Source organism: Streptomyces sp. NPDC002181 (assembly GCF_042890485.1).
GTDB lineage: Bacteria > Actinomycetota > Actinomycetes > Streptomycetales > Streptomycetaceae > Streptomyces.
This window is the reverse complement of the sequence record NZ_JBIASC010000004.1, coordinates 1-25,751: the sequence shown is the minus strand read 5'-3', so window position 1 is coordinate 25,751 and position 25,751 is coordinate 1. Positions and strand designations below refer to the sequence as shown.

The following is a 25,751-nucleotide window of genomic DNA, read 5'->3' as shown; positions in this document are numbered from 1 at the left end:
CGGGGCCGCCCTGTCGTCACCGCACCGCGGGGACTAGGCGTGCGTCCTCAGCAGCGAACGCATCGTCCGCATCGCGACCGACAGGTTCGCCAGGTCGAAGTCGTCCGAACCCCGGATCTCGTCCAGGGTCGTCCGCGCCCGGCTGATGATCGCCGCGTTCTTGTCCTCCCAGGCCTTGAAGCGGTCCTCGGGAGTCGAGTCGCCGTTGCCCACCGCCAGCACGTCGGCGGTCAGCGCCGCGTGCGCCGCGAACAGGTCCTCGCGGATGGAGGCGCGGGCCATCGACTGCCAGCGGTCGGACCGCGGCAGCTCGATGATCCGGTCCATCAGCTGGGTGATCTGCAGGCGGTCGGCGAGGTCGTAGTACACCTCGGCGACGTCCAGCGGGTTGACCCCGGTGCGGTCCGCGATCGCGACGATGTCGAGCGTCGGGAAGGCCGAGGAGAACCCGGCGACCTTGGCCGCCAGCTCCTCCGGAACGCCCTCGCCGATCAGCTCGTCCATGATCGACTGGTACCACTCCAGGTCCGCGCCGCGCACCAGCTTGGGCAGCTCGGCCCAGACCTGGGCGACCCGGTCGGAGAACAGCTCGATCGTCTCGGTGATCTGGAGCGGCTGCGGGCGGTTGTTGAGCAGCCAGCGGGTGCCGCGCTCGACCAGGCGGCGCGAGTGCAGCCGCACCCGGGTCTGGACGTCCGCCGCGACCTTGTTGTCCAGCGACTCGACCGCGTCCCACACCCCGGCCAGGCCGAAGATCTCGCGGGCCGCGAGCTGCGCCCGCACGATCTCCTCCGTGGAGGCTCCGGACTCCTCGCGCAGACGGTGCAGGAACGTCGAACCACCGGTGTTGACGGTGTCGTTGACCAGCAGCGTCGTGATGATCTCGCGGCGCAGCGCGTGCGCGTCGATCTGCTCCGGGAACTTCGCGCGCAGGGCGCCCGGGAAGTACGCGTGCAGCAGGCGGCGCAGGTACGGGTCGTCCGGCAGCTCGGTGGCGATGAGCTCGTCCGCCACCGTGATCTTGGTGTAGGCGAAGAGCACGGCCAGCTCCGGCTGGGTCAGCCCCTTGCCCGAGCCCAGCAGCTCGCGGATCTGCCGGTCGGTGGGCAGGAACTCGATGCCCCGGTCCAGCCGGCCGGCCGCCTCCAGGCGGCGCATGAAGCGCTGCTGCGCGTGGAGCAGGCTGGGGGCCTGGGAGGTGCCGTTGGCCAGGGCCGTGTTCTGCGCGTAGTTGTTGCGCAGCACCAGGTGGCCGACCTCGTCGGTCATCTCGGCCAGCAGCTTGTTGCGCTGCTTGACGGTCATGTCCCCGTCCGCGACGACCGCGTTCAGCAGGATCTTGATGTTCACCTCGTGGTCGGAGGTGTCCACGCCCGCGCTGTTGTCGATGGCATCGGTGTTGACCTTGCCGCCCTCGCCGCCGGCGCCGATCCGGGCGAACTCGATGCGGCCGAGCTGGGTCAGGCCCAGGTTGCCGCCCTCGCCGATCACCTTGGCCCGGACGTCCGCGCCGTTGACGCGGATGGCGTCGTTGGCCTTGTCGCCGACGTCGGTGTGCGTCTCGGTCGACGCCTTGACGTACGTGCCGATGCCGCCGTTCCACACCAGGTCCACGGGGGCCTGGAGGATGGTCTGCATCAGGTCGGCGGGGGTCATCTTGGTGACGCCCGCCTCGATGCCGAGGGCCGCGCGCATCTGCGCGTTGACCGGGATGGCCTTCGCGCTGCGCGGGTGCACGCCGCCGCCCGCGGAGAGCAGCTCCGCGTTGTAGTCGGCCCACGAGGAGCGCGGCAGGTCGAACAGGCGCCGGCGCTCGGCGTACGAGGTCGCCGCGTCCGGGTTCGGGTCGATGAAGATGTGGCGGTGGTCGAAGGCTGCGACCAGGCGGATGTGCTCGGAGAGCAGCATGCCGTTGCCGAACACGTCGCCGGACATGTCGCCGACGCCGACGACCGTGAAGTCCTCGGTCTGCGTGTCGTGGCCCAGCTCGCGGAAGTGCCGCTTGACGGACTCCCAGGCGCCGCGGGCGGTGATGCCCATGCCCTTGTGGTCGTAGCCGGCCGAGCCGCCCGAGGCGAACGCGTCGCCCAGCCAGAAGCCGTACGCCTCGGCGACGCCGTTGGCGATGTCGGAGAAGGTCGCGGTGCCCTTGTCGGCGGCGACGACGAGGTAGGTGTCGTCCTCGTCGTGGCGGACCACGCCGTTCGGCGGCACGACCTCGCCGCCGACCATGTTGTCGGTGATGTCGAGCAGCGCCGAGATGAAGATCTTGTACGAGGCGATGCCCTCGGCGAGCCAGGCGTCGCGGTCCACCGACGGGTCCGGCAGGTTCTTGGCGACGAAGCCGCCCTTGGCGCCGACCGGCACGATGACGGTGTTCTTGACCATCTGCGCCTTGACCAGGCCGAGGATCTCCGTACGGAAGTCCTCGCGGCGGTCGGACCAGCGCAGGCCGCCTCGGGCCACCTTGCCGAAGCGCAGGTGGACGCCCTCCACGCGCGGGGAGTACACCCAGATCTCGTACGCCGGGCGAGGCGCCGGGAGCTCCGGGATGGCCTGCGGGTCGAACTTCATCGACACGTAGGAGTGCTGCTCGCCCGCGTCGTTCAGCTGGAAGAAGTTCGTGCGCAGGGTCGCCTTGATGAGGGTGAGGAAGGACCGCAGGATCCGGTCCTCGTCGAGCGAGGCGACCTGGTCCAGGGCCCCGTCCAGCTCCTCCAGCATGGCGTCGATGAGCTCGGTGCCGGCGGACTGGCGGCCGGGCGACATCCGGGCCTCGAAGAGCGAGACCAGCAGCCGGGTGGTGTGGACGTTGTTGCGGAGGGTGTCCTCCATGTAGTCCTGGCTGAAGTTCACGCCGGCCTGGCGCAGGTACTTCGCGTACGCGCGCAGCACCACGGCCTGGCGCCAGGTGAGCCCGGCGGACAGCACCAGGGTGTTGAAGTTGTCGTTCTCGGCGTCGCCCTGCCAGACCGCGGCGAAGGCGTCCTGGAAGCGCTCGCGGGCGTCGTCGCCGAGGTAGCTCAGCGTGGCGTCGCCGTTGCCCGCGGGCAGCGGCATCCGCAGGCCGAAGTCGTAGATCCACGCGTTGGTGCGGTCGCTGCAGCGCAGCTCGTACGGGCGCTCGTCGGTGACCTCGACGCCCAGGCGCTGGAGCACGGGCAGGACCGCGGACAGCGAGACCTGCTCACCGGTGCGGTAGATCTTGAAGCGGCGCTCGCCGGGGCCCGCGCCGACCGGCTCGTACAGCGAGAGCGCGAACTCGCGGTCGCTGGCGGAGAGCCGCTCCAGGTGGCACAGGTCGGCCACGGCCGCGCGCGGCTTGTGGTCGGCCTTGTAGCCCTCGGGGAAGGAGGTGCCGTACTTGCGCAGCAGCTCGGCGGCGCGCTCCTCGCCCACCTCGGAGACCAGGGCGTCACTGAAGCCGTCGGCCCAGGAGCGGGCGGCCTCGACGAGGCGGGCCTCGATGCGCTCGACGTCGCCGTCGGTCAGGACCGGCAGGTCCTTGCCCTGCGGGACGCGAATGACGAAGTGGATGCGGGCCAGGATCGACTCGGTGTTCCACGCGGTGAAGTCGACGCTGCTGCCGTCGAGCTCCTCCTGGAGGATCGCGATCAGGCGCAGCCGCACGCCGGTGGTGTAGCGGTCGCGCGGCAGGTAGACGAGCGCCGAGTAGTAGCGCCCGTACTCGTCCTGGCGCAGGTACAGGCGCAGCCGGCGGCGCTCCTGCAGGTACAGGACGGAGGTGGCGATCTCGCGGAGCTTGTCGACCGGGGTCTGGAACAGCTCGTCGCGCGGGTAGGTCTCCAGGATCTGGAGCAGGTCGCGGCCGTCGTGGCTGTTCGGCGAGAAGCCGGCCCCGTCGAGGACCTCGGCGACCTTGCGGCGGATGACCGGGACGCGGCGCACCGACTCGGTGTACGCGGCGGAGGAGAACAGGCCGAGGAAGCGGCGCTCGCCGACGACGTTGCCCTCGGCGTCGAACTTCTTGACGCCGACGTAGTCGAGGTAGGAGGGGCGGTGCACGGTGGCGCGGCTGTTGGCCTTGGTCAGCACCAGCAGGCGGTGCTCGCGGGCCTTGGCGCGGGCGTCGTCCGGCAGCCGGTTGAAGGACGGCGAGACGGGGTGGGCGTCCTCCTGGCCGCTGTGGTGCGGGTCGGAGCGCAGGATGCCGAGGCCGGTGCCGGGCACCGCGGACAGGGCGTCGCCGTCGACGAGGTCGTACTCGCGGTAGCCGAGGAAGGTGAAGTGGTCGTCGGCGAGCCAGCGCAGCAGCTCGCGGGCCTCTTCCTGCTCGTACTCGCGCAGGTCGGGGGCGGTCGGCTCGTTCGGGAGCTCGTCGGCGATGCGCAGCGCGGCGTCGCGCATCTTCTCCCAGTCCTCGACGGACTCGCGGACGTCGGACAGGACGCGGCGCAGGTCGTCGGTGATCTGCTTGAGGTCGGCGCGGTCGGTCTCGCGGTCGGTCTCGACGTGGATCCAGGACTCGACGAGGGAGTCGTGGGGGCGCGCGGTCTTGGGGCCGTGCGCGTCGCAGTCGGGACCGAGGATCTCGATCAGCTTGCCGGTGACGTCACGGCGGACGACGACCTGGGGGTGGATCACGACGTGGATGCCGCGGTTCTGGCGGGACAGCTCGTTCGTGACGGAGTCCACGAGGAACGGCATGTCGTCGGTGACGACCTCGACGACGGAGTGGCTGGAGGTCCACCCGTTCTCCTCGACCGTCGGGGTGTGCACGCGCACGTTCGCGGTGCCCTGCGGCCGGGTCTCGGCGAGCCGGTAGTGGGAGAGGGCTGCCCCGAACACGTCGACCGGGTCCCGGTCCAGGAGGTCCTCTGGGGCGGTGTGCAGGTAGTAGCGCTGGAGGTAGGCGAGAGTGGTGTCCCGGTCGGGACGCTCCCCCTGCTCGGACCCAGTCGGAAGTAGCCCCCCGGCCGGGCTGTGCTCAGCTACCCGTGCCGCCCGCGCGAGCAGCTCGGCCTTTGCTTCGTCCAGCTTGGTCTGCATGTCCTCTGGCTCCTGTCGCGCGCCATTGCGTGACGTAGGTGAAGGAAGGAATGGCGTGGCGCCGTGATGCGGGGTGACCGCTGGGGACCGGCGCTGCGCCGTGGAGAGAGCCGGCCGGGAGGGAACTGGCCATGATCGGCTGGGGCTCCCGGCGGCAGGGATCAGCGAAGGCCCGGGCACGGTCGTGCGCCGGGCGCAGGCCGGAGGCTGCGACGCCTCCGATGACTATCGCGCTGATCACGGGTACCAGGCTATCTCGACGGACCCCCTGTCCGTCACGCGCTGGATCTGTACAAAAGCAGGTCTCGAACTTTGACGATGTGCGCAGTGACGGGGTCATATTCAGGGCGTATTTATTCGGCCAGTCGGCGAGCAGCGGATACGGCCTCTGCCAGGGTGTCGACGACCTCGACCCCTGCCGATTCCAGACTGCGCCGGCTGTGCGAACCGCCGGTGTAGAGGACGGCCTTCGCACCGATGTGCCGGGCCGCCAGGGCGTCGTCGACCGCGTCGCCCACCAGGACCGTACGGGTGGCACTCACACCCGTCTGCTCCAGTGCCGCCATATGGCGTACGAGATGTCCTGCCTTGCTGGTGTGCGAGGGGCCGATCCGGCCGTCGACGCGCAGGAAGTGGCGGTCGATGCCGTGGGCCTGCACGAGGGGTACGAGCTTCTCGTGGGGCGCGAGGGAGAGCAAGGACTGCGTGCGCCCGTCCGCCTGCCAGTCGCGCAGGAGCTCGCGGGCCCCCTCGGTGAGCCCGGCGCTGTCGGCCGCGGCCCAGTAGTGGCGGTGGAAGGTCTCGTCCATGACCTCCCACTCGGCTTCGGTGGGCAGCCGGCCCATCAGCCGCTCGTAGAACTTCGGCACCGGTACGACGTACAGCTCGCGGTAGCGCTCCAGCGTGATCGGCGCGAAGCCGAACTCGGCGAAGGAGGCGTTGGTGGCGGCGATGACGGCGTCGATGTCGTGCAGGAGGGTGCCGTTCCAGTCCCAGACTATGTGGACGGAGGCGACTGCGGCGACGCCGGGGGTGAGGGGAGCGTTCACTTCAGCAGCCCCGGGATCTCCTGGACGCCGAACCACAGCAGTTCGTGGTCCTCGGCGCCGTCCACGGTGAACCGCGCGTCGTCGTCCCCGGCGTCCGCCGCCTCCAGAGCGGCGGCGGCGGCCGTCACGTCGTCCAGGGCGTCGTCGGCGTCCACGTGCACGGCGGCGGCCACGGAGAGCCGTACGGCCGCCGCCAGGGTCACCTGGCCCAGGGTGGCCTCGTCCACTCCGGGCGTCGCGGCGGCGGCCTTGTCGTCCACGTCGACGGCGACGACGACGCGCTTGCGCGGAGCCCCGTCGTCCCCGGCGAGCAGGCGCAGGGAAGCGGCGGCGGCGCGCCCGAGGGCCGCGTACTCCAGCTCCTCGATGTCGTCCGACACGTACCACTCGCGCAGCCCGGGGGTGACGGCGTACGCCCGCAGCGGGGCGGGGCCCAGCTCACCCGCCTTGTGCGCCTCGGCGAGCCCGGGGAGGGTCAGGGGGACGTACACGCGCATGGCCGGCTGCTTTCGGTAGTCGGAAACGCCCCCAGGATACGACCGACCCCGAGCGTCGCGGCGGCCTCCCCGCGGTACCGGCCCCCTCCCGGCTCCGCAAGGCGTACCGGACTCCGGTGGGTGACGGGCGGCGTCCCCCTTCGGGGTGCCGGGCCGCGGCCGGACTCCGTCCACCGCACGCTCCCGCCGGCGCCCGGACCGGCCCGGGGCCGCACGGCACCCACCCGGATAGGTGAACCGGCCCGGCCCGTCCGGGCCCCGCGGGCGTCGTTGCGAAGGGTGGTCACGGACCGTAGAAGTCCCCTACCAAGTTACCGCCCGGTACCGCCTCGCGCTCCGGGCCCGGACTTCTCGGGGACGACCGCCATGACCAGGACCAGGAACACCACCCGGCCCCCCGGCCGCCACGACCAGCGCCACCCCCACGGCCCCCGCACCCCGCGCGGCCCGCACGACTGGTTCGCCGAGCGGCTGCTCGCGGTGGTCAGCGGCCAGCGCCCCGTCCACTCGCTGCTGGGCCACACCATCGGCCCGGCCTACGACCAGCTGGTCACCCTGGCCCCGGCGGGCCCCCTGCGAGAGCGCCTGCGCCCCGTCCTGCGCCGGTGCGGCCGCTTCCACCCCGGCCCCGGCGTCATCGAGGCCTTCGCCCGCATCACGACGGGCGACCGCGTCTCGGCGATGGCCTTCCGCCTGGAACAGGGCCCGGACCTCCGCTGGCGCTGCGCGGCCATCGAAATGGCCCCCCTCGCATGACGATCTGGCGCAACCGCGGCGTCCGGGGGCCGGTCCGCCGGGCACTCACCCGGGGCCGGTCCACCGGGCACTCACCCGGCTCGCCCCTGCCCCCGCACAACGGCGCCGGGGCCGGACACCGTGATGGTGTCCGGCCCCGGCGGGGGTGCCCGTACGGGCGTGGGTCACTTCTTGCGGCGGCGGCCGCCCGCGGCCTTCTGCGCCTTGCGGCGCTCGGCGCGCGTCATGCCGTCACCCGCCTCGTCGGCGTCGAAGTCGCCCTCGACGACCCCGCCCTCCCCGTCCACCGACGGGGCCGAGAAGTGCAGCCGGTCCGGCCGCTGCGGGGCGTCCAGGCCCTTGGCGCGGATCTCCGGACGCGCGCCCGCCGGCTCCTTGGTCAGCGAAGGCGCGTCCTGCACCGGAACCTCCTCGACCTGCTGCTCGACCTGGACCTCCAGGTTGAACAGGTAGCCGACGGACTCCTCCTTGATGCCCTCCATCATGGCGTTGAACATGTCGAAGCCCTCGCGCTGGTACTCGACCAGCGGGTCCTTCTGGGCCATCGCCCGCAGGCCGATGCCCTCCTGCAGGTAGTCCATCTCGTACAGGTGCTCGCGCCACTTGCGGTCCAGCACCGACAGGACCACGCGCCGCTCCAGCTCGCGCATGATGTCGGAGCCGAGCGCCTTCTCGCGCGCCTCGTACTGCTCGTGGATGTCGTCCTTGACGGACTCCGCGATGAACTCGGCGGTGATGCCCGCGCGGTCGCCCGCCGCGTCCTCCAGCTCGGCGACCGTGACCTTGATCGGGTAGAGCTGCTTGAAGGCGCCCCACAGCCGGTCCAGGTCCCACTCCTCGGCGAAGCCCTCGACCGTCTCGGCCGCGATGTACGCGTCGATCGTGTCGTCCATGAAGAAGCGCACCTGCTCGTGCAGGTCCTCGCCCTCAAGGACCCGGCGGCGCTCGCCGTAGATGACCTCGCGCTGGCTGTTGAGGACCTCGTCGTACTTCAGGACGTTCTTGCGCGTCTCGAAGTTCTGGGTCTCGACCTGCGACTGGGCGGACGCGATCGCGCGCGTCACCATCTTGTTCTCGATCGGCACGTCGTCCGGCACGTTCGCCATCGACATGACGCGCTCGACCATCTGCGCCTTGAACAGGCGCATCAGGTCATCGCCCAGCGACAGGTAGAACCGGGACTCGCCCGGGTCGCCCTGACGGCCGGAGCGGCCGCGCAGCTGGTTGTCGATACGGCGCGACTCGTGGCGCTCGGTGCCCAGCACGTACAGCCCGCCGAGCGACTTGACCTCTTCGAACTCGGCCTTCACGGCCGCCTCGGCGCGCTCCAGCGCGGCGGGCAGCGCGTGCGCCCACTGCTCGATGTGCTCTTCCGGGTCCAGGCCCTGCTGGCGCAGCTCGGCCTCGGCGAGGTCGTCCGGGTTGCCGCCGAGCTTGATGTCGGTACCGCGGCCGGCCATGTTCGTGGCGACCGTGACGGCGCCGCGGCGGCCGGCCTGGGCGACGATCGAGGCCTCGCGCTCGTGCTGCTTCGCGTTGAGCACCTCGTGCGGGATGCCCCGCTTGGAGAGCTGCTGCGAGAGGTACTCGGACTTCTCGACCGAGGTGGTGCCGACGAGGATCGGCTGGCCCTTTTCGTGCTTCTCCGCGATGTCGTCGACGACGGCGGCGAACTTCGCGACCTCGGTCCGGTAGATCAGGTCCGGCTGGTCCTTGCGGACCATGTCGCGGTTGGTCGGGATCGGGACGACGCCGAGCTTGTAGATCTGGTGGAACTCGGCGGCCTCGGTCATGGCCGTACCGGTCATGCCCGACAGCTTGGAGTAGAGGCGGAAGAAGTTCTGAAGGGTGATCGTGGCGAGGGTCTGGTTCTCGTCCTTGATGTCCACCCCTTCCTTCGCCTCGATCGCCTGGTGCATGCCCTCGTTGTAGCGGCGGCCGGCGAGGATACGGCCGGTGTGCTCGTCGACGATCATGACTTCGCCGTCGATGACGACGTAGTCCTTGTCCTTCTTGAACAGTTCCTTCGCCTTGATGGCGTTGTTCAGGTAGCCGACGAGCGGGGTGTTCACCGACTCGTAGAGGTTCTCGATGCCGAGCCAGTCCTCGACCTTGGCGACACCGGCCTCGTGGATGGCGACGGTGCGCTTCTTCTCGTCGACCTCGTAGTCGCCGGTCTCCTCGATGCCCTTGAGGGGCTCGCCGGGCTCGCCCTTCTTCAGGCGGGTGACCAGCTTCGCGAAGTCGGCGTACCACTTCGTGGCCTGGTCGGCCGGGCCGGAGATGATCAGCGGGGTGCGGGCCTCGTCGACCAGGATCGAGTCGACCTCGTCGACCACGGCGAAGTTGTGGCCGCGCTGGACGAGCTCGTCCTGCGACCACGCCATGTTGTCGCGCAGGTAGTCGAAGCCGAACTCGTTGTTCGTGCCGTACGTGATGTCGCTGCCGTACTGCTCCCGGCGCTGGGCCGGGGACATGTTCGCCAGGATGCAGCCGACCTCGAGACCGAGGAACTTGTGCACCCGGCCCATCATCTCGGAGTCGCGCTCGGCGAGGTAGTCGTTCACCGTGATCAGGTGGACGCCCTTGCCGGACAGTGCGTTCAGGTATGCGGGGAGCGTGCCGACGAGGGTCTTGCCCTCACCGGTCTTCATCTCGGCGACATAACCGAGGTGCAGCGCGGCACCGCCCATGATCTGGACGTCGTAGTGCCGCTGGCCGAGGACGCGCTTGGCGGCCTCGCGGACGGTCGCGAACGCCTCGGGCAGCAGGTCGTCCAGGCTCTCGCCGTCCTGGTAGCGCTGCTTGTACTCGTCCGTGAGCGCCCGCAACTCGGCGTCGGAGAGGTTGACGAAGTCCTCTTCGATGGAGTTGACCTGGTCCGCGATGCGGTGCAGTTTGCGCAGGATCTTGCCTTCGCCTGCACGCATGAGCTTGTTGAAGACGGACACCGAGGTTTGTCTCCTTGCCGGTCGGGCCTGGGCACTGGTTCGTACACGGGCACGGAGGGTGGGCCCCACCGCAACGGCCATCGTAAGCGAGGACGCGGCCGCGCCGGGAGGCCCGCCGTATCCCGCAGGGCACGGGTGCCCTGAAGGAGAACGTACGAGGTACCCGGAAGGTGCCGGTGTCCCCGACACGTCTTGCCCGAAAACTGCTCGCCCGACCCGCCCCGGCCCCGCAGAATCCGTACATGGAGCCCACGACACTGCACACGGCCCGACTGCGTTTGCGCCCCTTCGTCCCCTCCGACGAGGAGGAGGTGTACACCGCGGTGCAGGACCCGGAGATCCAGCGCTGGACGATGGTCCCCTCCCCCTACTCGCGCGAGCACGCCCGCGGATTCGTCCTGGAGACCGTCCCCGCCGGCTGGCGCGAGGACACGGCGTACAGCTTCGCGGTGCGCCTCGGGGAGGACGGCCCGCTGGTGGCGGCCGTCGGCGTGCACGGGCGCGGGCAGGGTTCGTACGAGATCGGGTACTGGGCGGCCAAGGAGCACCGGGGCCGCGGCTACATGGCCGAGGCCGTCGCCGCCGTCTCCCGCTGGGCCTTCACCGAGGTGGGCGCGGTACGGCTGGAATGGCGTGCGGAGGTCGGCAACACGGGCTCCCGGGCCGTGGCGGAGAAGGCCGGCTTCCGCTTCGAGGGCGTCCTGCGGGCCGCGGTGCTGCGGGGCGGCACCGCCCGGGACTCCTGGATCGGCGCCCTGCTCCCCGCGGACCTGGGCCTGTCCCCCTCACTGCCGTACCTGCCCGGTGTCGGTGGCCACCCCTAGGCTGCAGACATGACGCCCGCTGCCTCCGTGTCCCTGTCCGCCGACGACGCGCGCCGGATCGCCCTGCGCGCGCAGGGCTTCCTCGGGGCGCCCGACCGCCGGGGCGGTGTGCGGGGCGTGCTGCGGCACCTGGGCGCCGTCCAGCTGGACACCATCTCCGTACTGGCCCGCTCGCACGAGCTGATCCCGTACGCGCGCCTGGGCGCGGTGGGCCGGCCCGCGGTGGAGTCGGCGTACTGGTCGGGCGGCCACGCCTTCGAGTACTGGTCGCACGCGGCCTGCATCCTGCCGATCGAGGAGTGGCCGCACTTCGCGTTCCGGCGCCGCTCCCGCCGGGCCCGCGGCCACCGCTGGCACATCCTCCAGGACAAGGAGCGCTCGACGCGCGCGGTCCTGGACCGCCTCAAGGCCGACGGACCGCTGACCTCGACGGAGCTGGGCGGCGCCAAGAACGGCGGCGAGTGGTTCGAATGGTCCGAGACCAAGATCGCGGTGGAGTGGCTGCTGGACACCGGCGAGGTGGTCTGCACCGAGCGCCGCGGCTGGAAGAGGGTCTACGACCTGCCCGAGCGGGCGGTGCCGGACGCGCTGCTCCACGACGACCTGGACGACCGCGAGTGCCTGCGCCGCCTGGTGGCGCTGGCCGGACAGAGCCTGGGCGTGGGCACCCGCGCCGACATCGCGGACTACCACCGCCTCAAGGGCGAGCAGGTCGACGCGGTGATCGCCGATTCGGGGCTGGTCCCCGTCGAGGTCGAGGGCTGGGCGAAGCCGGCCTGGGCCGACCCCGCCGCGCTGGCGACGGCGCCGCGCGGCCGCCACCGCACCACCCTGCTCTCCCCGTTCGACTCCCTGGTCTGGGACCGGCCGCGCACGGAGCGGATCTTCGGTTTCACTCACCGGCTGGAGGCGTACGTCCCCAAGCCCAAGCGGATACACGGGTACTTCGCGATGCCGCTGCTGGCGGGCGGGCGGCTGCAGGGCCGGGTCGACCCGGCCCGCGAGGGCCGCACGCTGGTGGCCCGCCAGCTGTCCCTGACCACACCCAAGGCGGCCCGCCCCATGGCCGAGGCGCTGCGCGAGGCGGCCGGGTGGGTCGGCTGCGAGGCCGTCCGCGTCGAGCGCGCGGGCTCCGCGCAGGAGGCCGCCGCCGTCACGGCGGAGCTGGCGGACCTCTGACCTCGGCAGACCTCTGACTTCAGCAGGCCTCTGACCTCAGCGGATCTCCGGCCTCAGCGGATCTCCAGGATCTTCTCCCGCATCGCGTAGACCACGGCCTCCATCCTGGAGTGCAGCTGGAGCTTCTCCAGGATGTTGCGGACGTGGTTCTTCACGGTGTTCTCGGAGATGAACAACTCCTTCGCGATGTCGCGGTTGTTCATCCCGGTCGCCACGAGCTTGAGCACCTCCAGCTCGCGGTCCGTCAGCCGCGGCGCCGGCACGAGCCGCCGCTCGTCCGTCCGCTGGATCATCGACTTGAACTCGGTCAGGAGCTTCGAGGCCATCGACGGGCTGATCTGCGACTGCCCGTCGGCCACCGCGCGGATCGCCGTCGCCACCTCGTCGGTGGAGATCTCCTTCAGGAGGTACCCGGTGGCCCCCGCCTTGATCGCGTCGTAGAGGTCCGCCTCCTCGTCGCTGATCGTCAACATGATGATCTTCGCGGAGGGGGCCACCTCCTTGATCGAGGTGCACGCCTCGATCCCACCGCGCCGGGGCATCCGCACGTCCATGAGCACGATGTCCGGCAGCAGGTCCGCCGCCTTGTCCACCGCCTCCGCGCCGTCCCCCGCCTCGCCGACGACCTGGATGTCCTCCTCCTGCGCGAGGACGATCTCCAGCCCGCGCCGGAACAAGGCGTGATCGTCGACGACGAGCACCCGGATCGGCTCGCCGCCGTCATCACCGCGCACCGGCCCGAAGCTGTCCGCCATCGTTCCTCCCCCTGCATGTACCGAGCTGCCGGGTCAACCGCACGGGAACCCCGGCCGGTTGACTGCCCGCCATGATTCCATGCCCGCGCCACCCGGAGGGGAGCACTCGACGGCCACCTGGCGTATACGGGTCATACAGAGGCCCCCGGGGACGCCGCGGCATCCCCGGGGGCTTTCACCGAAAATCAGGACGCGGCATCAGCCGCCGAGCGCTCCACCCGCGCCGGCACCCGGCTCGGCCGAGCTGGAAGCCTCGTCGGCATTGAGGTGGATCACGCCGTAGTCATAGCCGTGGCGCCGGTAGACGACGCTCGGCATCTTGGTGTCGGAGTCGACGAACAGATAGAAGTCGTGGCCGACCAGTTCCATTTCGTACAGCGCCTGGTCGAGCGGCATGGGCGCCGCCGAGTGCGTCTTCTCGCGGACGATGAGCGGGCCTTCGCCCTGCACTTCCAGCGATCCGATCCGAGTGGTCGGGATCGCGTCCCCCGGCTCTTCCGTGACCGGCTGGCCGCTGCCGTTGAGCCGGGCCACGCCCGGAACGACGTCGGCGACCTCGGCCGCCGAGAGCCGGCCGTTGCCACGGCGGGTGTAGCGCTTGTCGTGCTGCTTGCGCAGCTGCGCTTCCAGCTTCTCCTGTGCCAGGTCGAGCGCCGCGTACGGGTCGGTGGCGGCGGCTTCGGCACGGACCACGGGGCCCCGCGAACGCAGGGTGATCTCCACGCGGTCGGAACGGTCGGCCTGGCGCGGGTTGTGCTCCTTGGACACCTCGACGTCCAAGCTGATCACCTTGGCGTCGAGCTTCTGGATCCGCTCGGGATTCAGCTTCTCGGCCACGTGCTTGCGGAACCGCTCGGGCACCTCGGTCTTGCGGCCCTTGACGACGATGTCCACGCAGAACTCCGTTCCCGGATAGCTCCGCCTCATGGGGCGAAGCGTCTCCCTTTCGCACCAGGCCCCGGTGAACACCGGAGCCACGGACTTGGCGACATTCACCTCCCGATCCGGTGCGTGTGGCCAGGACTCGCCAGTTCCTTACAACCGAACATATCCCTCCATGCCGGTTGTCGGCACCCGCTACCGGACCGTACCTCCGTTCAGGTGGCTGTTCTCTCTTACTACCTGCAACGATGCGCCTTCCCCAACAGTTCCAAATCTATTCACAAGAGCGTTGCTCTGTACGGGTTGTCGACCGATTTCGTACGAAGGATCCTGTCGGAGCGGCGACCACCGCGGCCCCCGCCACCGGTCCCGCCGACGCCGCCCGCAGCGCCCGGGCCGCCTCCGCGAGCGTGGCTCCGGTGGTGATCAAGTCGTCCACCAGCACGATCCGGGCGGCGGCCGGAAACCGCACCGCGCCCCCGCCGAGGACCCCCAGCGCACCCGCCAGGTTCTCCCGGCGCTCCCGGGCCCCCAGGCCCGCCTGATCGGCCACCGGCCGGACCTGGCGCAGTACGCACACCACCCGCGCGCGAACACCGGCCCCCCGCAGCCGTCCCGCGGCCGCCAGGGCGATCCTGCGCGCCGGATCGTGCCCGCGCGCCCGCACCTGCCTGCGCGCCGAGGGCACGGGTACGAGGAGCAGCTCCTGCCCCGCCCCCACCCCGGCCGCTCCCGCGCCGGCGGCCCCGCCCACAGCAGCGGCCAGCGCGGCACCGAGCGGCCCGGCCAGTGGCAGCGCCCCGCGCTCCTTGTGCGCGAGTACGACCTCCCGCACCGCCCCCTCGTACGCGGCGGCCGCATACACCGCGGGCAGCCCCGCGGGCCGCGGAGAGGGGTTCACACGGCCCGCCGCGGCCCCGCTCAGCGCCTGCGCGCAGCCGGCGCACAACAGCACCCGGGCGGCCCCGCAGCCGCCGCAGGCGGGCGGCAGGACCAGCCCGGCGAGCTCCTGCCACCACCCCCGCATCCGCCCACTGTGCCGGGCCGCCCACCCGCCCCGCCACCCCTGTGGACAACGTGGGACGACCTCGGGAAGCCGGCTCGGCCAGGGCACAGGCGCCGGGCCGGACCGGGCAGAGGAGCCGGATCGGCCAGGGCAGAGGAGAGCCGGGTCAGCCCGGGTAGACCGGAGCCCGGCCGCCGGGCGCCACCGTGCGCCACTGCGCCCCCGGCGGCAGCCACACGATCCCGTCCTCGTCCGAGTGCGCGACCACCGGCTTCTTCTCGTCCTCCGTCGCCGCGACCGCGTCCAGCCCCGTCGCCCCGGGCAGGCTCGCCGCGACCATCGACCCGTCGGCCAGCATGTACCGGGCCTGCACGACCCCGCCGTTCTCCCGGCCCACCACCAGCAGCCGGCCGCGCGGCGCCCAGCTCAGCGCCGTCACGCTCGCCATCTGCGGGGCCGCCGGACGCAGCTCGCGCACCGACACCGGCGCCGCGTCCCCCTTGCCCTCGGACCGCTCGATCCGCCCGATGTACAGCTTCTTGCTGTTCCCCGACTGCACCAGCAGCGCGATCCGCACCCCGTCCGGCGACGCCTTCAGCGCGGTGATCCGCCCGCCGTCGAGACCGGCCACGTCGATCTTCTGCGGGGCCCCGGTCCCGCCCGGCACCCGGTACAGCGCCGGATTCTGCGGATCCTGGTCCGCGACCCACAGATCGCCCGCCGCGTCCCAGCTCGGCGCGCCCAGCCCGTTCGGCTTGGCGCCCTTGCCGCTGAGCACCGGCGCGGGCATGGGCCCGGCCGTCGTCAGGTTCACCAGGTACAGCCCCTGCCCGTCCTCGGACACCACCGCCGCGCGCTTCTCGTCGTACGAGACGGCCGCGGAGCCGACCTTGAACCCGGGGTTCCCTGCGCTCGGGGACAGCGGCCCCGGCACCTGCTCGGGCCGGTACTGCTGGTCCTCACCCGTGACGTCGAGCTTCATCCGGACGAACCGGTTCTCGCTGTCGATGTAGTACTGGTACTCCGGCGGGCCCGGCCGGTGGGCGATCGTCGCCGCGGTCGCGTCGGTCACCGAGCACAGCGAGGACCGGTCCGAGCGCAGCAGATCGACCCGCGACATCCGGGAGGACGTCAGGTCCTGCACCGTGTACATGAGTTGCGCGGCCATCTTCTCGCACTGCGGCTGCGCGACGTTGTCGACCTTGTCGTTGAGCGGCACCTTCAGCACGTTCTGCCCGTCGAACGCGAGGGACTTGGTGCCCTCGCGCAGTTCGGTGCCGGTCGGGAAGCTCGAAGTGACCACGGGACCCAGCCACTTGGACGGGCCGGCCAGCAGCGACTGCACGGTCTGCGTGGTCGGGTCCATCCGCGAGTCGGGATCGCTGCGCTGGCGCACGTACACGGGGTCGGCGACGAGGCCGCCGCCCGCGAAGTAGTACTTGTTGACCGGCATGTAGATGCGCTGGAAGTCCGACTCGCTGAGCACGAGGCCGCTCGGCGGCGTCGCGATCCGCCACTGCTTGTTCTCCTGGACCAGCTGGAGGTACTCCTCGTACCGCCCGCCCGCGGGCTCCGGCTGGTACGCGCTGCGCTCGTCCACCGTCGCCAGCTTCTTGCCGGTCATCTTCCAGCGGGGACCCGGGGCGTCCTTCTCGTTGCCCACGGAGAACCGGTCGATGCCCGCGGAGAGCACCGTGACGGCCGAACCGGGCTTCCAGTTCTTCGCCGCCTCCTCCGTGAGGTACTTGCGCGCCGTCTGGAGCTGCGGGTCGTCGCTGGTCATGGCCTCCAGGAAGCCGTCGACGATGTCGGCGGGACCGGCTTTGTCGGCCGGCGGCACCCCGAACACCCGGACCTGCGAGTCCACGCCCTGCGAGGCCTTCACCTCGCGGATCTCACCGTGGTCGGGCATGGAGGCGCAGCCCGCCAGCAGCAGCCCGGCCGCCCCGAAGGCGTACGCCCGCACCGTCCGCCACCTGCGGCGGCCGTCCCTGCGCACCCGTGCGGGCTCAGCGTCCACCTGCGCCATCCTCCTGTGCTGCTGCTGACTGCTCGGCGGCGGAGCGCTCGGCCGCCGCCTGGTCCGCCCCCTGGTCGGGGTCGGCCGGGCGCGCCACGACGCGCGCCCCGCTGCCCGGCAGGGCCGTCGGGTCCGCGGGCACCGGCAGCGCGCCGGCCATCGCCGACCTCGGCGGTATCGGCGACCGGTCGACCCGGCCCGGGCTCTCGGAAGCCTTCCGGGACGCCTTCGAGCCCGCGGCCTCGGCCGCGGCCCTGGCCCGGTTGGACCGGGAATCCTCCGGCTCCAGCGGGATCGGCGACCCGCGCAGCGGCTCGTCGGCGGTCCGCGGCAGGGTCAGCCGGAACTGCGAGCCGCCGCCCGGCTCCCCCCACGCCTGGAGCCAGCCGCCGTGCAGCCGCGCGTCCTCGACGGCGATGGACAGGCCCAGACCCGTACCGCCCGTCGTCCGCGCCCGGGCCGGGTCGGCCCGCCAGAAGCGGTTGAAGACGCGGGTGGCCTCGCCGGGCTTGAGCCCGACCCCGTAGTCCCGTACGGCCACGGCCACGGCCCCGCCCGCCGAAGCGAGCCGGACCACCACGTCGCGGCCCTCGCCGTGCTCCACCGCGTTGACGACGAGGTTGCGCAGCACCCGCTCCACACGCCGGGAGTCCGCCTCGGCTATGACGGGCTGGGTGTCGCCCAGCACCCGGATCCGGGTGCCCTTGTGCTCGGCGAGCGGCTCGGCGCCGTCGATGACCCGGCGTACGACCTCCCGCAGGTCGATCGGCTCCGCCTCCAGGGCCGCGGCCCCCGCGTCGAACCGGCTGATCTCCAGCAGGTCCGCGAGCAGCGACTCGAAGCGGTCGAGCTGGCCCGCGAGCAGCTCGGCGGAGCGGGCGGTGATCGGGTCGAAGTCGACCCGGGCGTCGTGGATGACATCGGCTGCCATCCGTACGGTCGTCAGCGGCGTGCGCAGCTCGTGCGAGACGTCGGAGACGAACCGGCGCTGCATCCGCGACAGGTCCTCCAGCTGCTGGATCTTGAGCTGGAGGTTCTGCGCCATCTTGTTGAAGGCCTCGCCCAGACGGGCGATGTCGTCCTCGCCGGTGACCTTCATCCGCTCCTGGAGCCGCCCGGCCGAGAGCCGCTCGGCGATCCCGGCGGCCATCCGCACGGGCGTCACGACCTGCCGTACGACGAGCCAGGCGATCGCGCCGAGCAGCACGACCACGAACACGCCCGCGGTGGCGATGGTGACCTTGATGAGGTTGAGGGACTCCTCCTCCTGCGTGAGCGGGAAGAGGTAGTACAGGTCGTACGGGTCCCCGTTGATGTCGGTGAGCCGCTTGCCCACGACCAGCGCGGGCTCGGGCGCCTTGTCCCCGGACCCGGCGGTGTACCGGATCTGCGAGAAGGTCTTGAAAGTGCCGGTCGCGTGGTTGACGTCCCGGCGCAGCGCCGCGGGGACGCTCGCGGTCGGGTCCACGTTCCCGGAGGCGCGGGCACCCTTGACGCCCGAGACGAACGGCCCGCTCGGCTGCCCGCCCGCGTCGGGGCCGGCACCGAGGGCGACCACCTCGAAGGCGGTCTGGCCGCCGCTGGCGAGCTGCTTGACCAGCGAGTTCATCCAGGTACTGGCGTCCCGCCCGACCTTGTTGTCGGTCGCGTCGGGCCCGTCCACCGTCGAGGGCGTGTTGGCCTTCTCCTGCGCGACGGCGAACCCGCCCGCGGCCTGGCTCTGCGCGGCCTCCTCCTTGGCGTCGAGGAGCCCCTTGCTGACCTGGGCGATCACCACGAAACCGAGCGCGAGGACCACGGCCAGCGACATCAGCAGCGTCGCGGCCACCACGCGCAGCTGGATGTTGCGCCGCCACAGCCGGACAGCCGGAAGCAGCGGTCGTCGTACGAGGCGTACGAACAACCGCAGCACCGGGCCGCCGGGCGCTCCGTCGGCCATCTGACGGAGCTGCCGGCCTCCCCTCAGGACTCCTCGGCGGGAGCCGCTGCGGGGCTTGCCGGGCGGCACGTCAGCTCGGTCCGGCCTTGTAGCCGACACCGCGCACCGTCACGACGATCTCGGGGCGCTCCGGGTCCTTCTCGACCTTGGAGCGCAGCCGCTGCACATGCACGTTGACCAGGCGGGTGTCCGCCGCGTGCCGGTAGCCCCAGACCTGCTCCAGCAGCACCTCGCGGGTGAACACCTGCCAGGGCTTGCGCGCGAGGGCGACCAGCAGGTCGAACTCGAGCGGGGTCAGGGCGATCGAGGCGCCGTCGCGCTTGACCGAGTGCCCGGCCACGTCGATGACCAGGTCACCGATGGCCAGCTGCTCGGGCGCGGGCTCCTCCGACCGGCGCAGGCGGGCCCGGATGCGGGCGACCAGCTCCTTCGGCTTGAACGGCTTGACGATGTAGTCGTCGGCCCCGGACTCCAGGCCCACGACCACGTCCACCGTGTCACTCTTCGCGGTGAGCATGACGATCGGCACGCCTGATTCGGCCCGGATCAGTCTGCAGACCTCTATGCCGTCCCGTCCGGGCAGCATGAGGTCGAGCAGCACGAGATCCGGCTTCGCCTCGCGGAAGGCAGCCAGTGCCTTGTCACCGTCAGCTACGAACGACGGCTCAAAACCTTCTCCACGCAGCACAATGCCGAGCATCTCGGCCAGCGCGGTGTCGTCGTCGACGACAAGGACTCGTCCCTTCATGCTTGACATCATCCCATTAGCCAATCGTTACCTGGCGGTGAGCTGTCCCACAGCCAAAAGGGCTGGAATTCGCCCCTCGGACCTGCGTGGAGATCAGAGCGACCAGTCTGCCCCGGATCCGGGCGACAATTGAAGGCGCGGGCTGCCGGGGATCCGGGGGGACGGCCGGTCCGCTCCACGTTCCCGCGTGGCACGATGGGCAGCCGAACGGCCCCCGCAGTGCACGTGAAGGAGCGACGATGAACGACTCCCCGGGCTGGGCCGCGCCCGGACCCTCCCCGTCCGACGGCGAGCAGCCGGGCACCCCCGAAGGCCAGGGCGCCGCCGGGGGCGCGCAGCCGCCCCCCGCCGGCGGGCCGAAGTGGTCCGCCGAGCAGCCGCCGCCCGGCGAGTGGTCCAGCCCCGGCAGCCCCCAGGCACCCCCGACCCCGCCCCAGCAGCCCCAGCAGCAGCCGGGCACGGGCTGGGGATCGTACGCGGGCCCCCAGGGCGGCCAGGGCCGTCCCGGCCCGTACGGATCCGCCGGCGCCCCCGGCCAGTGGGGCAAGCCCCCGGCCGCAAAGCCCGGCGTGATCCCGCTGCGTCCCCTGGACCTCGGCGAGATCCTCGACGGCGCCGTCGCCACCATGCGCAGCCACTGGCGCTCGGTCCTGCCGATCACCCTCGTCGTGGCCACCGTCGTGCAGGTCATCAGCGTGCTCGTGCAGAAGTACACGCTCTCCGACCTCCCCGTCACCTCCGACGCGGAACCGAGCGTGCGCGAGCTCGTCGACACCCTCGGCGGCAGCATGCTCGCCCTCGTCGCGAACGGGTTCATCCAGCTCATCGGCACCATCGTGGCCACCGCCATGCTCACGATGATCTTCAGCCGCGCCGTGCTCGGCCACGGCTCCACCATCGGCACCGCCTGGCGCGAGGCCCGCCCCCAGCTGCTCCGCCTGCTCGGGCTGACCCTCTTGCTGGGCATCGGCGGCGCCCTCCTCGTCGGCATCCTGATCGCGCCCGGCATCGCCATGGGCAACATCGCCGTCGGCCTCCTCGGCGGCTTCGTCGCCCTCCCGCTCCTGCTCTGGCTCGGCATCAAGTTCAGCCTGGCCTCGCCCGCGCTGATGCTGGAGAAGAGCAGCGTCGCCACCTCGCTGCGCCGCTCCTCCCGGCTCGTCCAGGGATCCTGGTGGCGCATCTTCGGCATCACCGCCCTGACCGGCCTCATCACCACCTTCGTCTCGGCCGTCATCGTCTGGCCGCTGACCGCCGTCGGACTCGCGATCGGCCTCGCCGACGCCGGACCGACCGCCCTGGAGAACGGCACCGCCGCGAGCGGCTGGGCCGCCCTCATCCTCTCGGCGATCGGCGCGGTCATCGCGCAGACCATCACCATGCCGATCCAGTCGGGCGTCACCGTCCTCCTCTACGTCGACCAGCGCATCCGCCGCGAAGCCCTCGACCTGGAGCTCGCCCGGGCGGCCGGCCTGGAGAACTACGGCTCGGACCCGGCCGCACCACCGACCGGGGGCTGACGCGCCGATGATGAGTACGGGGGGCCTCATCACGCGCTCCGCGGCGCTCCTGCCGGCCGCGGAGCAACCGCCGGTGACCACACCGCGCGATCCCGCCCGCGAGGCGGCAGAACGCGAACTGTCGAAGCCGATGTACCACCAGGACGACCCGGGGCTGCTCCAGCGCGCCCTGGACCGGTTCTGGGAGTGGGTCGGCAACCTCTTCGACCACGCCTCGGGCGCCGCCCCCGGCGGCACCCTGGGCCTGATCGCCATCGCCGTCCTCATCGCCCTGGCCGTCGCCGCCCTGTGGTGGCGGCTCGGCTCCCCCCGCCGGACCGCCACCGGCGCGGCCGCCCTGTTCGGCGACGGCCTGCGCAGCGCCGCCGACCACCGCGCCGCCGCCGAGGCCCACGCCGCCGCCGGCCGCTGGACCGAAGCCGTCCAGGAGCGCATGCGCGCCGTCGTCCGCTCCCTGGAGGAGCGCACCGTGCTCGACCCGCGCCCCGGCCGCACCGCCGACGAGGCCGCCGCCGAAGCCGCCGCCTCCCTCCCCGGCCACGCCGAAGCCCTCCGCACGGCGGCCCGCGCCTTCGACGACGTCACCTACGGCGGCCGCCCCGCCCACGCCGAGACGTACGCCCACCTGCGGACCCTGGACCTCGCCCTGACCCACGCGAAGCCCCTCCTGACGGGCACCCCCTCATGACGCCCCCGGACCCGGCCACCCCCGTACGCGCCACCCCCGTACGCGCCACCCCCGTACGCGCCGCCCGCGAAGACGCCCGCACGGCAGCCCCCGCCGCCACCCCCCGCACCGTGTGGCGACGGACCCGGGGCCTCCTGATCTGCCTCGGCATCCTGACCGTCGCCGCCGTCACCCTCGCAGCCCTCGCCTCCGGCAGCCGCCACGGCCGGCTCGACCCGCGCTCGGCCGACCCCGACGGCAGCCGGGCCGTCGCCGAGCTGCTCCAGGCACGCGGCGTCACCACCCGCGTCGTCACCACCGCCCGCGAGGCCGCCGCCGCGGCCGGCCCCGGCACCACCCTGCTGGTCACCGACCCCGACCGGCTCGGCGAGAGCCGGCTCCGCGCCATCCGCTCCGCCATCGACCTCTCCGGCGGCCGCACCGTCCTCCTCGCCCCCGGCAGCCTCAGCCTCCCCGACCTGGCTCCGGCCGCCCGCACCAAGGGCACCGCCTTCGACCAGGACCTCGACCCCGGCTGCACCCTGCCCGCCGCCGTCTCCGCCGGCCGCGCCGCCACGGGCGGCGACCACCGCTACACCACCGACGGAGCCACCGGCACCGCCTGCTACCCCAGCGGCGGCCACCCCACCCTCCTCGTCCTCCCCACCGGCACCACCGGCGGCGACACCGTCATCCTCGGCTCCGAGACGATCCTCCTCAACAAGAAGCTGGCCTCCGAGGGCAACGCCTCCCTGGCCCTCCAACTCCTCGGCTCCCGCCCCGACCTCGTCTGGTACCTGCCCTCCCTCGCCGACGTCCAGGACGAGGACCCCGCCCAGGAGCAGAGCTTCCTCGACCTCCTCCCCCACGGCTGGAGCTGGGCCCTCCTCCAGCTGTTCGCCGCCGCCGTCCTCGCCGCCCTGTGGCGCGCCCGCCGGCTCGGCCCCCTCGTCACCGAGAAGCTCCCCGTCGCCATCCGCGCCTCCGAGACCACCGAGGGCCGCGCCCGCCTCTACCGCAAGGCCGGAGCCCGGGACCGCGCCGCCACCGTGCTGCGCGCCGCCACCCGCGAACGCCTGGCCGCCCTGCTCGGCGTACCGCCCGCCCAGGCCCACGACCCGGCGGCCCTGCTCCCGGCCGTGTCCGCCCGCCTGACGGAGCGGCAGCCGGACCTGCCCGGCCTCCTCTTCGGCACCACACCCGCCACCGACGCGGCGCTCGTCGCGCTCGCCGACCACCTCGACGCCCTCGAAAGAGAGGTCCGCACCTCATGACGGCCACCACGGACAGCGCCCGCTCCTCCCTGGAAGCGATCCGCACCGAGATCGGGAAGGCCGTCGTAGGCCAGGACTCGGCCGTCACCGGCCTCGTCGTCGCCCTCCTGTGCCGCGGCCACGTCCTCCTCGAAGGCGTACCCGGCGTCGCCAAGACCCTCCTCGTACGGGCCCTCGCCGCCTCCCTCGAACTCGACACCAAGCGCGTCCAGTTCACCCCCGACCTGATGCCCAGCGACGTCACCGGCTCGCTCGTCTACGACGCCCGCACCGCCGAGTTCTCCTTCCAGAACGGCCCGGTCTTCACCAACCTCCTGCTCGCCGACGAGATCAACCGGACCCCGCCCAAGACCCAGTCCTCCCTCCTGGAGGCCATGGAGGAGCGCCAGGTCACCGTCGACGGCACCCCGCGACGGCTGCCGGAGCCGTTCCTCGTCGCCGCCACCATGAACCCCGTCGAGTACGAGGGCACCTACCCCCTCCCCGAGGCCCAGCTCGACCGCTTCCTCCTCAAGCTCACCGTGCCCCTCCCCTCCCGCGAGGACGAGATCGGCGTCCTGACCCGGCACGCCGCCGGCTTCAACCCCCGCGACCTGGCGGCCGCGGGCGTGCGCCCCGTCGCCGGCGCAGCCGAACTCGAAGCCGCCCGCGAGGCCGTCGCCAAGGTCTCCGTCTCCCCGGAGATCACCGGCTACGTCGTCGACGTCTGCCGCGCCACCCGCGAATCGCCGTCCCTCACCCTCGGCGTCTCCCCGCGCGGCGCGACCGCCCTGCTGGCCACCGCCCGGGCCTGGGCCTGGCTCACCGGCCGCGACTACGTCACCCCCGACGACGTCAAGGCCCTCGCCCTGCCGACGCTGCGCCACCGCGTCCAACTGCGTCCGGAGGCCGAGATGGAGGGCGTCACGGCCGACGCCGTCATCACCGCGATCCTGTCCCACGTCCCCGTCCCGCGCTGATGGCCCTCACCGGACGCGCCGCCCTGCTGGCGGCCCTCGGCAGCCTTCCCGTCGGCATCCTCGAACCGAGCTGGACGGGGATGGCCGCCGTCAACGGCGCCCTGGCCCTGGCCTGCGCCGCCGACTACGCCCTCGCCGCCCCGGTCCGCCGGCTCACCCTCACCCGCTCGGGCGACACCTCCGTCCGCCTCGGGGAACCCGCCGAGGTCCACCTCACCGTCACCAACCCGGGCAGCCGCCCGCTGCGCGCCCGGATCCGCGACGCCTGGCCGCCCAGCAGCTGGCTCCCGGGCACCGAGACCGGCGCCTCCCGCCACACCCTGGTGATCCCGGCCGGCGAACGCCGCCGCATCACCACCCGGCTGCTCCCCACCCGCCGCGGGGACCGCAAGGCCGACCGCGTCACGATCCGCTCGTACGGGCCGCTCGGCCTGCTCGCCCGCCAGGGTACCCACACCGTCCCCTGGACGGTCCGCGTCCTGCCGCCCTTCACCAGCCGCAAGCACCTCCCCTCGCGCCTGGCCCGCCTGCGCGAACTGGACGGCCGTACCAGCGTCCTGACCCGCGGCGAGGGCACCGAGTTCGACAGCCTCCGCGACTACGTCCCCGGCGACGACACCCGCTCCATCGACTGGCGGGCCACCGCCCGCCGCCACACGGTCGCCGTCCGCACCTGGCGCCCGGAGCGCGACCGGCACATCCTGATCTGCCTCGACACCGGCCGCACCTCGGCGGGCCGCGTCGGCGACGCCCCCCGCCTGGACTCGGCCATGGACGCCGCCCTGCTGCTGGCCGCCCTCGCCTCCCGCGCGGGCGACCGCGTCGACCTGCTGGCCCACGACCGCCGCACCCGTGCCCAGGTCCAGGGCCGCTCGGCCGGTGACATCCTCCCGGCCTTCGTCGGAGCCATGGCCACGCTGGAGCCGGAGCTCGTCGAAACCGACGCCCGCACGCTGGTCTCCACGATCCTCCGCAACGCCCCGCGCCGGTCCCTGGTGGTCCTTCTGACGAGCCTCGACGCGGCCCCGATCGAGGAGGGCCTGCTGCCGCTCCTCCCCCGCCTCACGCAGCGCCACACGGTCCTGCTGGCCTCGGTGGCGGACCCCCGGGTCGAGGAGATGACACGCTCCCGCGGCACGCTCGACGCGGTCTACGAAGCCGCGGCCGGCACCCAGTCCCGGACCGCCCGCCGCCGCACGGCGGACCAGCTGTCCCGCCACGGAGTCCACGTCGTCGACGCCACCCCGGACACCCTGGCCCCGGCCCTGGCGGACGCCTACCTGGCACTGAAGTCCGCAGGCCGCCTCTAGACTCCGGATTTACCATGACCGGCCTCACCCCCGAGCGGCTGCGCCGCATGCACGCCTTCGCGGAGCAGCTCGCGGAGCTGGCCGAGCGCCAGGAAGACCGCTGGAAGGTGGAGACGACCAGCGGCGGGATCGTACTCACGATGACGAGCCCAACAGCTGCGCACGGGCTCAACGTGATGCGGCTGCGCCGCCAGATCGAGGCCCGGACACCCGAGGTCATGGCCCTCAACAACGAGGAAAGGCTGAGCCGGTCTGCTTCCGCCTCGAACGGGCCCGTAAACGCAAAAAGCCCCGTACCGGATACCCGGTACGGGGCTTTTCACAATGATTGTTCGGCGGCGTCCTACTCTCCCACAGGGTCCCCCCTGCAGTACCATCGGCGCTGAAAGGCTTAGCTTCCGGGTT

Annotated in this window: 18 protein-coding genes and 1 rRNA gene; 8 read left to right on the top strand and 11 right to left on the bottom strand. The window is 72.2% G+C overall.

The window, feature by feature from the left end:
• Window positions 1–33 precede the first annotated feature (33 nt).
• From ACFYXV_RS12515 to ACFYXV_RS12505, 3 genes are all read right to left on the bottom strand, one after another.
• Complete coding sequence (locus ACFYXV_RS12515) at window positions 34–5,010, bottom strand: NAD-glutamate dehydrogenase (protein ID WP_385477208.1); 4,977 nt, start codon at window positions 5,008–5,010, stop codon at window positions 34–36.
• 353 nt (window positions 5,011–5,363) lie between these two features.
• A complete protein-coding gene (locus ACFYXV_RS12510) occupies window positions 5,364–6,059 on the bottom strand; it encodes an HAD family hydrolase (RefSeq protein ID WP_383341813.1) in 696 nt (231 codons plus the stop codon).
• Window positions 6,056–6,556: a DUF6912 family protein gene (locus tag ACFYXV_RS12505; protein WP_385477204.1), complete on the bottom strand. Its 501-nt coding sequence runs from the start codon at window positions 6,554–6,556 to the stop codon at window positions 6,056–6,058. The genes ACFYXV_RS12510 and ACFYXV_RS12505 overlap by 4 nt, the downstream gene beginning before the upstream one ends.
• Before the next feature lie 366 nt (window positions 6,557–6,922).
• Between ACFYXV_RS12505 and ACFYXV_RS12500 the strand changes: the two genes are divergently transcribed.
• Entirely contained in the window at window positions 6,923–7,312 is a 390-nt protein-coding gene (locus ACFYXV_RS12500; RefSeq protein ID WP_389382853.1) for an Rv3235 family protein, read from the top strand.
• Between the two features lie 164 nt (window positions 7,313–7,476).
• On the opposite strand, the gene secA is transcribed toward ACFYXV_RS12500, so the two are convergent.
• Entirely contained in the window at window positions 7,477–10,263 is a 2,787-nt protein-coding gene (gene secA, locus ACFYXV_RS12495) for a preprotein translocase subunit SecA (RefSeq protein WP_385476366.1), read from the bottom strand.
• 242 nt (window positions 10,264–10,505) lie between these two features.
• On the opposite strand from secA, the gene ACFYXV_RS12490 reads away from it, so the two are divergent.
• A complete protein-coding gene (locus ACFYXV_RS12490; protein ID WP_389382852.1) occupies window positions 10,506–11,087 on the top strand; it encodes a GNAT family N-acetyltransferase in 582 nt (193 codons plus the stop codon).
• Window positions 11,088–11,096: 9 nt separating this feature from the next.
• The gene (locus ACFYXV_RS12485; protein ID WP_385476360.1) at window positions 11,097–12,266 is read left to right on the top strand and encodes a winged helix-turn-helix domain-containing protein; all 1,170 of its coding nucleotides are present in this window, start codon (window positions 11,097–11,099) and stop codon (window positions 12,264–12,266) included.
• A 53-nt stretch (window positions 12,267–12,319) separates the two neighbouring features.
• Here the strand turns inward: ACFYXV_RS12485 and ACFYXV_RS12480 are convergent, their stop codons facing one another.
• The 6 genes from ACFYXV_RS12480 to mtrA form a co-directional block, all read right to left on the bottom strand.
• Window positions 12,320–13,021, bottom strand: coding sequence for a response regulator transcription factor (locus tag ACFYXV_RS12480; RefSeq protein WP_030161389.1), 702 nt, complete (start codon window positions 13,019–13,021; stop codon window positions 12,320–12,322).
• Window positions 13,022–13,219: 198 nt separating this feature from the next.
• Entirely contained in the window at window positions 13,220–13,915 is a 696-nt protein-coding gene (hpf, locus tag ACFYXV_RS12475) for a ribosome hibernation-promoting factor, HPF/YfiA family (protein WP_383351806.1), read from the bottom strand.
• Window positions 13,916–14,177: 262 nt separating this feature from the next.
• Window positions 14,178–14,930 (bottom strand): ComF family protein, encoded by a 753-nt coding sequence (locus tag ACFYXV_RS12470; RefSeq protein WP_389382851.1) that lies wholly within the window; start codon window positions 14,928–14,930, stop codon window positions 14,178–14,180.
• A gap of 145 nt (window positions 14,931–15,075) precedes the next feature.
• Window positions 15,076–16,929, bottom strand: coding sequence for an LpqB family beta-propeller domain-containing protein (locus tag ACFYXV_RS12465; protein ID WP_389382850.1), 1,854 nt, complete (start codon window positions 16,927–16,929; stop codon window positions 15,076–15,078).
• Entirely contained in the window at window positions 16,919–18,868 is a 1,950-nt protein-coding gene (gene mtrB, locus ACFYXV_RS12460; RefSeq protein WP_389382849.1) for an MtrAB system histidine kinase MtrB, read from the bottom strand. Before mtrB ends, ACFYXV_RS12465 begins: the two co-directional genes overlap by 11 nt.
• Window positions 18,869–18,938: 70 nt before the next feature.
• On the bottom strand, window positions 18,939–19,628 hold the full coding sequence (gene mtrA, locus ACFYXV_RS12455) for a two-component system response regulator MtrA (RefSeq protein ID WP_189973359.1): 690 nt from the start codon (window positions 19,626–19,628) through the stop codon (window positions 18,939–18,941).
• Window positions 19,629–19,855: 227 nt separating this feature from the next.
• On the opposite strand from mtrA, the gene ACFYXV_RS12450 reads away from it, so the two are divergent.
• From ACFYXV_RS12450 to ACFYXV_RS12430, 5 genes are read left to right on the top strand one after another with little or no spacing between them, the layout of a single operon-like run.
• Complete coding sequence (locus ACFYXV_RS12450; protein WP_385476347.1) at window positions 19,856–21,136, top strand: hypothetical protein; 1,281 nt, start codon at window positions 19,856–19,858, stop codon at window positions 21,134–21,136.
• A gap of 7 nt (window positions 21,137–21,143) precedes the next feature.
• Complete coding sequence (locus ACFYXV_RS12445; protein WP_389382848.1) at window positions 21,144–21,824, top strand: DUF4129 domain-containing protein; 681 nt, start codon at window positions 21,144–21,146, stop codon at window positions 21,822–21,824.
• The gene (locus ACFYXV_RS12440) at window positions 21,821–23,077 is read left to right on the top strand and encodes a DUF4350 domain-containing protein (RefSeq protein WP_389382847.1); all 1,257 of its coding nucleotides are present in this window, start codon (window positions 21,821–21,823) and stop codon (window positions 23,075–23,077) included. The genes ACFYXV_RS12445 and ACFYXV_RS12440 overlap by 4 nt, the downstream gene beginning before the upstream one ends.
• The gene (locus ACFYXV_RS12435; protein WP_383351801.1) at window positions 23,074–24,036 is read left to right on the top strand and encodes an AAA family ATPase; all 963 of its coding nucleotides are present in this window, start codon (window positions 23,074–23,076) and stop codon (window positions 24,034–24,036) included. Before ACFYXV_RS12440 ends, ACFYXV_RS12435 begins: the two co-directional genes overlap by 4 nt.
• Window positions 24,036–25,346, top strand: coding sequence for a DUF58 domain-containing protein (locus ACFYXV_RS12430; RefSeq protein WP_389382846.1), 1,311 nt, complete (start codon window positions 24,036–24,038; stop codon window positions 25,344–25,346). Before ACFYXV_RS12435 ends, ACFYXV_RS12430 begins: the two co-directional genes overlap by 1 nt.
• A 330-nt stretch (window positions 25,347–25,676) precedes the next feature.
• Here the strand turns inward: ACFYXV_RS12430 and rrf are convergent.
• Window positions 25,677–25,751: ribosomal RNA gene (rrf, locus tag ACFYXV_RS12425) — 5S ribosomal RNA — on the bottom strand; the annotation flags it as partial.